The 10,346-nt window shown below is 65.0% G+C and carries 9 protein-coding genes and 1 riboswitch; all 9 genes read left to right on the top strand.

What is annotated here, in order from left to right; translation table 11 throughout:
- Positions 1 to 47 precede the first annotated feature (47 nt).
- Entirely contained in the window at positions 48 to 1,112 is a 1,065-nt protein-coding gene (murG, locus tag D3F03_RS09905) for an undecaprenyldiphospho-muramoylpentapeptide beta-N-acetylglucosaminyltransferase (RefSeq protein ID WP_119109492.1), read from the top strand.
- Positions 1,109 to 2,524, top strand: coding sequence for a UDP-N-acetylmuramate--L-alanine ligase (gene murC, locus D3F03_RS09900; protein ID WP_119109192.1), 1,416 nt, complete (start codon positions 1,109 to 1,111; stop codon positions 2,522 to 2,524). The genes murG and murC overlap by 4 nt, the downstream gene beginning before the upstream one ends.
- Before the next feature lie 14 nt (positions 2,525 to 2,538).
- Positions 2,539 to 3,537 carry a D-alanine--D-alanine ligase gene (locus D3F03_RS09895; RefSeq protein WP_199665438.1) on the top strand — a complete coding sequence of 333 codons (999 nt, stop codon included), beginning with the start codon at positions 2,539 to 2,541 and terminating at the stop codon, positions 3,535 to 3,537.
- Positions 3,538 to 3,569: 32 nt separating this feature from the next.
- Entirely contained in the window at positions 3,570 to 4,325 is a 756-nt protein-coding gene (locus D3F03_RS09890) for a cell division protein FtsQ/DivIB (protein WP_119109490.1), read from the top strand.
- 21 nt (positions 4,326 to 4,346) lie between these two features.
- Entirely contained in the window at positions 4,347 to 5,576 is a 1,230-nt protein-coding gene (ftsA, locus tag D3F03_RS09885) for a cell division protein FtsA (protein ID WP_119109191.1), read from the top strand.
- Between the two features lie 160 nt (positions 5,577 to 5,736).
- Entirely contained in the window at positions 5,737 to 6,945 is a 1,209-nt protein-coding gene (gene ftsZ / locus D3F03_RS09880; RefSeq protein WP_119109190.1) for a cell division protein FtsZ, read from the top strand.
- A gap of 56 nt (positions 6,946 to 7,001) precedes the next feature.
- On the top strand, positions 7,002 to 7,925 hold the full coding sequence (gene lpxC / locus D3F03_RS09875) for a UDP-3-O-acyl-N-acetylglucosamine deacetylase (RefSeq protein ID WP_119109189.1): 924 nt from the start codon (positions 7,002 to 7,004) through the stop codon (positions 7,923 to 7,925).
- A 9-nt stretch (positions 7,926 to 7,934) separates the two neighbouring features.
- The gene (locus D3F03_RS17285) at positions 7,935 to 8,111 is read left to right on the top strand and encodes a hypothetical protein (RefSeq protein ID WP_199665437.1); all 177 of its coding nucleotides are present in this window, start codon (positions 7,935 to 7,937) and stop codon (positions 8,109 to 8,111) included.
- 37 nt (positions 8,112 to 8,148) lie between these two features.
- Positions 8,149 to 8,268, top strand: a riboswitch (TPP riboswitch).
- Between the two features lie 111 nt (positions 8,269 to 8,379).
- Complete coding sequence (thiC, locus tag D3F03_RS09870; protein ID WP_119109188.1) at positions 8,380 to 10,275, top strand: phosphomethylpyrimidine synthase ThiC; 1,896 nt, start codon at positions 8,380 to 8,382, stop codon at positions 10,273 to 10,275.
- The last annotated feature ends 71 nt before the right edge of the window (positions 10,276 to 10,346 follow it).

The raw sequence follows: 10,346 nt of genomic DNA, 5'->3' as shown, positions 1-10,346 counted from the left end.
GCGCCAGCACTGCGCACTGCGCAGCAGTGCATGCGCGGAGGCCGCGTATGAGCAGCAAAACAGCCCTCATCATGGCGGGCGGCACCGGTGGCCACATCTTCCCCGGCCTTGCCGTGGCACAGGCACTGCGCACGCGCGGCTGGCGCGTGCATTGGCTGGGCGCGCCCGGCAGCATGGAGTCGCGCCTGGTGCCCGCACAGGGTTTTGCGCTCGAGACGATTGCTTTTGGCGGTGTGCGCGGCAAGGGTGTCCTCACGCTGGCGCTGCTGCCGCTGCGCCTGCTGCGCGCCTTCTGGCAGGCGCTGGCGGTGGTGCGCCGCGTGCGCCCCGACGTGGTGGTGGGCCTGGGCGGCTACATCAGCTTTCCGGGCGGCATGATGGCCGTTCTGGCCGGCAAGCCATTGGTGCTGCATGAGCAAAATTCGGTGGCCGGTATGGCCAACCGTGTGTTGGCGGTCGTTGCCGACAAGCGGTTCACGGCCTTTCCCAACGTGCTGCGCAAGGCCGAATGGGTGGGCAACCCGCTGCGCGCGGCGTTCATGCAACAGGCGGGCCCGGCCGAGCGTTTTGCTGGGCGCAGCGGTCCGCTGCGCCTGCTGGTGGTGGGCGGGAGCCTGGGCGCACAGGCACTCAACGACACCGTGCCGCAGGCGCTGGCCTTGCTTTCGCCGGCCGAGCGCCCACAGGTGCTGCACCAGAGCGGCGCCGCGCAGATCGAGCGCCTGCGCGCCAACTATGCCGCTGCTGGTGTGGAGGCCGAGCTCACGCCTTTCATTGACGACACGGCCAGCGCTTTCGCCGCCGCCGACCTCATCGTCTGCCGCGCCGGTGCCAGCACCGTGACCGAAATTGCGGCCGTCGGCGCCGCTGCGGTCTTCGTGCCCTTTCCTTCCGCGGTCGATGACCACCAGACCACGAATGCGCGCTTTCTCGTCGACGCGGGCGGCGGATGGCTGCTTCCCCAGCGCGAACTGACCCCGCAGCGGCTTGCTGATATGCTCCGAAATATGGAGCGCAATGCGCTGATGAACAAAGCGCTAGAGGCCAAAAAGATGCAAAAATTGGATGCGACGAACGCGGTGGTAGCCGCCTGCGAGGAGCTGGCCGCATGAAGCACGCCATTCACCACATTCACTTCGTCGGCATCGGTGGTTCGGGCATGAGCGGTATCGCCGAGGTGCTGTTCAACCAAGGCTACACCGTCAGCGGCTCGGACTTGGCCGACAGCGCTGCGCTGCGCCGTCTGCAGGCCATGGGCATTGCCACCCACCTGGGCCATGCGGCCGCGCATGTCGAAGGCGCCGATGCCGTGGTGACGTCCACCGCGGTGCAGGAAGGCAACCCGGAAGTGCTGGCCGCGCGTGAGAAGAAGATCCCCGTGGTGCCGCGTGCCCTCATGCTCGCGGAACTGATGCGCATGAAGCAGGGCATCGCGATCGCCGGTGCGCACGGCAAGACGACCACCACCAGCCTCGTGGCCAGCGTGCTCGCCGAGGCCGGGCTCGATCCGACTTTCGTGATCGGTGGGCGTCTCAACAGCGCTGGAGCCAATGCCAAGCTGGGCGGCGGCGACTACATCGTTGTCGAGGCGGATGAATCCGACGCCTCGTTTCTGAACTTGCTGCCCGTGATGGCGGTCGTCACCAACATCGACGCCGACCACATGGAAACCTATGGGCACGACTTTGGCCGGCTGAAAAAGGCGTTTGTTGACTTTCTGCACCGCATGCCGTTCTACGGCGCGGCCGTGCTGTGCATCGACAACGCTGCGGTGCGCGACATCCTGCCCCAGGTGTCCTGCCCCGTCACCAGCTATGGGTTTTCAGAGGATGCCCAGGTGCGCGCGCTGAACGTGCGCGCCGAAGGTGCGCAAATGTGCTTTACCGTACAGCGGCGCAATGGCGTCACGTTGCCGGACATGGAGGTGCGCCTCAACCTCGCGGGCGAGCACAACGTGCAGAACGCATTGGCGGCGATTGCGGTGGCGGTGGAACTGTCCATTGACGACGCGGCGGTGCTGCGCGCATTGGAGAATTTCCGGGGGGTGGGCCGGCGCTTTCAGAGCTACGGCGATCTGCCGGCCACGGGGGGTGGCACCTTCACGCTCATCGACGACTACGGCCACCATCCCGTCGAGATGGCGGCCACGCTGGCTGCTGCACGCGGGGCTTTTCCCGGGCGGCGCCTGGTGCTCGCCTTCCAGCCGCATCGCTACACGCGCACACGCGATTGCTTCGAGGATTTTGTTCAGGTCATCGGCAAGGCCGACGCCGTGCTGCTGACGGAGGTGTACGCCGCTGGAGAGCCTCCGATCGTGGCCGCAGACGGCCGTTCGCTGGCGCGTGCGCTGCGCGTTGCCGGGCAGGTTGAACCCGTCTTTGTCGATGATGTGGCGGCGCTGCCACGCGCCATTGCCGAACTTGCCAGAGCAGGCGACGTGGTCTTGTGCATGGGCGCCGGATCGATTGGCAATGTGTCCGCGCGCACGGTAGAATTGCTACAAAAACATGAGCTGTCATCGTAGACAAGACAAGCGCTATGAGCCATAAAGATGTGAATATTGACGTGCAGAAAATGGGCAGGGTGGCCGTGCTCATGGGTGGCACGTCGGCCGAGCGCGAGGTGTCCCTCATGTCGGGACGCGGCGTGCTCGCCGCGCTCCGGTCGCGCGGTGTCGATGCCCACGCCTTCGACCCAGCGGAGCGCGACATGGGGGAACTTCGGCGTGAAGGTTTTGCGCGCTGCTTCATCACCTTGCATGGCCGCCACGGCGAAGACGGCACGGTGCAGGGCGCGCTGGAACTGCTGGGCATTCCCTACACCGGCCCGGGGGTGCTGGCCTCTGCCATTGCCATGGACAAGGTCATGACCAAGCGCATGTGGATTGCCGAAGGCTTGCCGACGCCGCGCTATGTGTGCCTGACGCCCGAGCAGCAGACGCACGAGCGCCTACGTGCCGTGCCCGATACGCTGGGCCTGCCCCTGATCGTCAAGCCGCCGCACGAGGGTTCGTCGATCGGCGTCAGCAAGGTCAATGGCTATTCCGACATGCAGGCAGCGGTGGCGTTGTCCGCCCGGTACGAGCCCGAAGTGCTGTGTGAAGAATTCATCGAGGGTGAAGAGGTGACTTGCCCCGTATTGGGCACGGGCGCAGAGGCGCGTGCGCTCCCCGTGATCCGGATCGAAGCCCCGAATGGTGCCTACGACTACCAGAACAAGTACTTTACCGACGAGGTCAAGTACCACTGCCCCAGTGGCCTGCCCGAAGCCGAGGAGCGCGAAATCCAGCGGCTGGTGCTGGCCAGCTACCGGGCGCTTGGCTGCCGCGGCTGGGGCCGCGCCGACCTGATGATTCGCGCCAGCGACCGCAAGCCCTTTTTGCTGGAGATCAATACCTCGCCCGGCATGACGGGCCACTCGCTGGTGCCCATGTCGGCGCGTGCCGCAGGCTTGTCGTACGAGGACCTGTGCCTGCTGCTGCTGGCGGGCGCCGCCCTCGATTCGACTGCAGGCACGTTGGCAGGAGGCGCGCAGTGACCACCCTGGCCGCGCCGCTCGACGTCCGGTTGATGAACCTGACGGCCACGCTGCTGTTCACCGGTTGCGCATTGTTTGCGCTGGCGGGCGGCGCGTGGTGGGCGCTGCGCCACCCCGCTTTTGCCATTGCGCGCATCGTCGTGCAGGGCGAACTGGCGCACAACAACGCGGTGACGCTGCGGGCCAACGTGGCGCCGCAAATTTCCGGCAATTTCTTCACCATGAATTTGCAGAACGTGCGCCGCGCTTTCGAGCAAGTGCCTTGGGTGCGCAGCGCGCAGGTGCAGCGTGAATTTCCTCGCACCTTGCGCGTGCGCCTGACGGAGCACCATGCGGTGGCCCACTGGGGGCCCGAATCGGGTACGGCCATGGTCAATACCGAGGGGGAAGTGTTCGAGTCCAACGGTGTGGACGACGAACTTGAAGACTTGCAGCGCCTGGACGGACCGCAAGGCAGTTCGGCGCAGGTGCTCGCCATGGCGCAGGCGCTGGAACCCATTTTCGAACCCTTGGGGCTCGATATCACGGCCCTCGCGCTCTCGGTACGCGGGGGCTGGCGCGTGACCTTGGGCGAGGACGCCACGGTCGAGCTCGGTGGTGGCACGCCCCCCGAAGTCATTGCGCGCACCCAGCGCTTTGCACAAACGCTCACGCGCGTGGCCACCCAGTTCGGGCGCCGCGCGGATGCGCTGGAATCCGCAGACTTGCGCCATATCGGTGGTTACGCAGTGCGCTTGCGCGGCGTGACCACCGTCACTGCCCAAACCAACGCCCACGCGGCACGCTAGACAACAAGAGGCATCAGACCTATGGCAAGAGAATACAAAGACGTGGTGGTGGGGCTGGACATTGGGACCGCCAAGATCATGGCGGTGGTGGCCGAGGTACTGCCCGGTGGCACGCTCAGGCTCGCCGGGCTGGGCGTGGCACCGAGCAACGGGCTCAAGCGCGGCGTGGTGGTCAACATTGACGCCACGGTGCAAAGCATCCAGCAGGCTTTGCGCGAGGCCGAGCTGATGGCCGACTGCAAGATCCAGCGCGTCTACACCGGCATCACCGGCAGCCACATTCGCGGGCTCAATTCCAGCGGCATGGTGGCGGTGAAAGACAAGGAAGTGACGCCTGCCGACGTCGCCCGCGTAATCGAAACTGCCAAGGCCATCAATATCTCCAGCGACCAGCGGTTGCTGCTCGTCGAGCCGCAGGAATTCGTCATCGACGGGCAAGACGTGAAAGAGCCCATCGGCATGAGCGGCATCCGCCTGGAGGCCAAGATTCATATCGTGACCGGCGCCCAGAGCGCGGCCGAGAACATCATCAAGTGCGTGCGCCGCTGCGGACTGGAAGTCGAGCAGCTCCTGCTCAACCCGCTGGCGTCGAGCCAGGCGGTGCTGACCGACGACGAGCGCGAGCTGGGCGTGGCGGTGGTGGACATCGGCGCCGGCACCACGGACATCGCCATTTTCACCGGCGGCGCCATCCGGCATACGGCCGTCATTCCGATCGCTGGCGATCTGATCACCAGCGACATCGCCATGGCGCTGCGCACGCCCACCAAGGATGCGGAAGAAATCAAGGTGGAAAGCGGTTACGCCAAGCAGTTGCTGGCCGACCCCGAAGCGCAGGTCGAGGTGCCGGGCCTGGGCGACCGTGGCCCGCGCATGATCAGCCGCCAGGCGCTGGCCGGTGTGATTGAGCCGCGCGTGGAAGAAATTTTCACCCTGGTGCAGCAGGTGGTGCGCGAATCGGGCTACGAAGAAGTGCTCTCGTCGGGCATCGTGCTGACCGGCGGCAGCGTGGTCATGCCCGGCATGGTCGAGTTGGGCGAAGACATTTTCTTGAAGCCTGTGCGCCGCGGCATTCCGAAATACTCCGGCGTGCTCTCCGATATGGTGGCCCAGCCGCGCGCCGCCACCGTGATGGGCCTGCTCGAAGAGGCGCGCCTGGCACGCATGCGTGGCTTCAAGGTGGCGCAAAAGACGGGATCGGTGCAGACCGCATTCGGCCGTTTCAAGGATTTCATCGTGGGGAACTTCTGACCATGTTGACCCCCAATCTGCGCTTGCGCCCCCACCCCCCGCCCCGAAGGCGCAGAAGCTGCGCTGCCGGCCGGCATCGCGGGCGATGGCGCCCACCTCACATTTGTTTTTTTGTCTTGCCACCCATTCAAAACCCGTCAGCAGTACCAGGAGTCACAACATGCCCATCGAAATGATCGAAACCGAAGAATTCAACCAGGGCACCCAGATCAAGGTGATCGGGGTCGGCGGTGGCGGCAGCAACGCCGTCGAACACATGATTGCGCGCGCCGTCCAGGGCGTGGAGTTCATCAGTGCCAACACCGACGCACAGGCCCTGATGCGCAGCTCGGCGCACCGCGCCATCCAGCTGGGCGAGAGCGGCCTGGGTGCGGGCAGCAAGCCCGAGAAGGCACGCGACGCCGCCGAAGCCGCGGTGGATGACATCCGCGATGCGATTTCGGGCGCCCACATGCTGTTCATCACGGCCGGCATGGGCGGGGGCACGGGAACGGGCGCCGCACCCGTGATCGCACGCATCGCCAAGGAGATGGGCATCCTCACCGTCGGCGTGGTGACCAAGCCTTTCGAATGGGAAGGTGGCCGGCGCATGAAGAACGCCGATGACGGCCTTGCAGAACTCGAAGCCAACGTCGATTCGCTGATCGTGGTGCTCAATGAAAAGCTGCTCGACGTGCTGGGTGACGACGTTCGGCAGGAAGAAGCCTTTGCCCATGCCAACGACGTGCTGAAAAATGCCGTGGGCGGTATCGCCGAGATCATCAACGAATACGGCCAGGTGAACGTCGACTTCGAAGACGTGCGTACCGTGATGGGCGAACCCGGCAAGGCCATGATGGGCACGGCCACGGCCAGCGGTCCGGACCGCGCGCGCATTGCGGCCGAACAGGCCATTGCCTGCCCATTGCTCGAAGGCATAGACCTGTCGGGCGCCAAGGGTGTGCTGGTGTTGGTGACGGCCAGCAAGGGCAGCCTCAAGCTGGCGGAGTCGCGCCTGGCCATGAGCACCATCAACGCGTATGCCTCGACCGATGCACACGTGATTTTCGGCGCCGCTTACGACGAGAGCCTGGGCGAAGACATCCGCGTCACGGTGGTCGCTACCGGCCTGGCTCGCCAGAACGCGCGCCGCCAGCCGATTTCGGTGGTGCAAGGTCTGCGCACCGGAACCGACAACATCGCCTACCAGATGCCCGCCAATGCGATGGGGGGCGTAGGTCAGGCAGGAAGCGCCGACTACGGGAACATGGCCGTGCCGAGCGTCTGGCGGACCAACCGCAATTCCGCTGCGGCGCGTGTAGATGCACTGTCGTCCGGCGGCATGGACGATCTGGAGATTCCGGCCTTTCTGCGCAAGCAGGCAGACTAAACGGGTCCCGATGGCGCAGTGCAACAAAACTGCGCCATCGAACCTAAAATGCCCGCATGCTCCCGCAACGCACCATCAAGGCGCTTACACGTGCCGTTGGCGTCGGTCTGCACAGCGGCCAGCGCGTCGAACTGACGCTGCGGCCCGCTGCGCCCGACACCGGCATCGTGTTCCGCCGTATCGATCTGCCGCAACCGGTGGATATCCCCGTGTCCGCCGAATCGGTGACCGACACGCGGCTGGCCTCCACCATTGGCGTGGGCGCGGCCAAGGTGCACACGGTGGAGCATTTGATGTCGGCTTGCTCAGGGTTGGGCATCGACAACCTCTACATCGACATCACGGCAGAAGAGGTGCCGATCCTCGATGGCTCCTCGGCTTCCTTTGTGTTTCTGTTGCAAAGCGCCGGTATCGAGTTGCAAAAGGCGCCACGACGTTTCATTCGGGTGAAGCAAGCCGTGGAAGTTCGCCAGGGCACAGGCGCGGCTGTCAAATGGGCGCGTCTGGCGCCTTACCACGGCTTCAAACTCAGCTTCGAGATTGATTTTGACCACCCGGCGGTCGATTCCACGGGGCAGCGGGTCGAATTCGACCTGGGTGCGGGCAACTACAGCCGCGACATCGCACGGGCCCGCACTTTTGGTTTCACGCGTGACGTGGAAATGATGCGCTCGAACGGCCTGGCGCTCGGTGGCGGGCTGGACAACGCCATCGTCATGGACGACTACAAGGTACTGAATGCCGATGGCTTGCGCTACGACGACGAGTTTGTGAAACACAAGATCCTCGACGCCATGGGCGACCTGTACCTGGTCGGCAAACCCCTGCTTGCTGCCTACAGCGCGTTTCGCTCGGGCCATGCCATGAACAACCTGCTGCTGCGCGAGCTGCTGGCGCAGCGGGACGCCTGGGATGTCGTTACCTTCGACGACGAACGCCAGGCGCCGCGCGGGTTCGCGCAGCCCGTGCGTGCCTGGTAGGCCGCAGGCGTGCTCATCGCCCGTACCTTGGTTTTTATCCTGCTGCTAACGGCAGCGGTCTTTTTTGCCTTCTACGCCGCAACCGGGCAACTGCGTTACCGGCGCTTTGGTCTGGTGATCCTCAAATGGACCGTGATCGCTGGCCTGTTCTTCTTTGCGGTGCTCTTTATCGACCGCCTTGCCTGAGGCCGGCGCACACGGGCATGCGTAGGGCAGTACACTCGCCCCTGCTCCGGGGTGTGCTGATGCGCTGAGATGCCGGGGGCCTGACAACAGGCTCCCTGGCGAACCCGACGAACTTGATCCGGTTCATACCGGCGGAAGAAGAGCCGATCTCCCTGTCTGCGTGCCGTCCCCATAAGGCCTGCACGCCGTCCCCCTGGTGCACACCACCTCTGCGGGAGGCGCAGGTTCAGTCCGGAGCATCCATCCACCGGACCGTAGGAGACCTGCCATGAACGCCCCCGAACCCCTTGCCCGTGAATCTTTCGCCAGCCTGCTGGCACGTGCGCGCGAGCCCTTTCCCGCGTCGCGCAAACAGTACCTTGCTGGCGCCTTGCACCCCGAGCTGCGTGTGCCCGTGCGGGACATCGCGCTCACCAACGGCGAGCAGGTCAGCGTGTACGACACCTCGGGCCCGTACACCGACCCGCAGGCCGTGATCGACGTGCGCAAGGGGCTGGCTAGCGTTCGCGGCGGCTGGATCGAAGCACGCGGTGACACCGAACGCTACCAGGGGCGACCGCCCGTGGCGCTGGACGACGGCAGCAAGAGCGAAGACGCGGTGCGCCTGGCCCAGTTGCGCATTGAGGCCGCAGGCTTGCAGCGCCAGCCGCTGCGCGCCAAGAGCGGCGCCAATGTGACGCAGATGCACTATGCCCGCAAAGGCATCGTGACGCCCGAGATGGAATACGTGGCGCTGCGCGAAAACGGCAAGCGCGAATGGATGGCGCAGTACCAGCAGGACGCCGCTCGCGAGCAGCGCCTGGCCGGCAACCCCCTGGGCGCCATGATTCCGAAGATCATCACGCCCGAGTTCGTGCGCGATGAAGTGGCGCGCGGCCGCGCCATCATCCCCGCCAACATCAACCACCCCGAGGTGGAGCCGATGGCGATTGGCCGGAATTTCCTGGTCAAGATCAACGCCAACATCGGCAACTCCGCCGTCACCTCAAGCATCGAGGAAGAGGTCGAAAAACTCGTCTGGGCGATCCGCTGGGGCGCCGACAACGTGATGGATCTCTCGACCGGCAAGAACATCCACACCACGCGCGACTGGATCGTGCGCAACTCGCCCGTGCCCATCGGCACCGTGCCGATCTACCAGGCGCTCGAAAAGGTCGGCGGCATCGCCGAGGACCTGACCTGGGAAATCTTCCGCGACACCCTGATCGAGCAGGCCGAGCAGGGCGTGGACTATTTCACCATCCACGCGGGCGTGCGCCTGGCCTACATCCACCTCACGGCAGCGCGGCGCACCGGCATCGTTTCGCGTGGCGGCTCCATCATGGCCAAGTGGTGCATGGCACACCACCGCGAGAGCTTCCTGTACGAGCATTTCGAGGACATCTGCGACATCATGAAGAGCTACGACGTGGCCTTCAGCCTGGGCGACGGCCTGCGCCCCGGCTGCGCCTCGGACGCCAATGACGAAGCCCAGTTCGCCGAATTGCACACGCTGGGCGAACTCACCCAAGTGGCCTGGAAGCACGACGTGCAGACCATGATCGAAGGCCCTGGCCATGTGCCCATGCACATGATCCAGGCCAACATGACCGAGCAGCTCAAGACCTGCCACGAAGCGCCGTTCTACACCCTGGGCCCGCTGACCATCGACATCGCGCCCGGCTACGACCACATTGCGTCTGCCATCGGCGCCGCCATGATTGGCTGGATGGGCACCGCCATGCTGTGCTACGTGACGCCCAAGGAGCACCTGGGTCTGCCCGACCGCGACGACGTCAAGCAGGGCATCATCGCCTACAAGATCGCCGCGCACGCCGCCGACGTCGCCAAGGGCCACCCCGGTGCCCGTGCCCGTGATGATGCATTGAGCCAGGCGCGCTTTGATTTCCGCTGGCAGGACCAGTTCAATCTCGGCCTCGACCCCGAGACGGCGCAGGAATACCACGACGAAACCCTGCCCAAGGATGCCTCCAAGGTGGCGCATTTCTGCTCCATGTGCGGGCCGAAGTTCTGCTCCATGAAAATCACCCAGGAAGTGCGCGAATTCGCGGCCAAAAAGGGCCTGAGCGAAACAGAGGCATTGGCCGACGGCCTGCAGGCGAAAGCGCAGGAGTTCCAGCAGGGCGGGGGGCGTTTGTACGTCCCGATGACCCCCATCGCATAAGACACTCTTATGAAGTGAGAGACTTCCAGGCGCGTCTTCGGGAAGAGGGTCTTTCCCGAGGTGCGCCGTGC

The sequence above is a fragment of the Simplicispira hankyongi genome, assembly GCF_003570885.1.
GTDB lineage: Bacteria > Pseudomonadota > Gammaproteobacteria > Burkholderiales > Burkholderiaceae_C > Simplicispira > Simplicispira hankyongi.
This window is presented reverse-complemented; position numbering and strand designations above follow the sequence as displayed.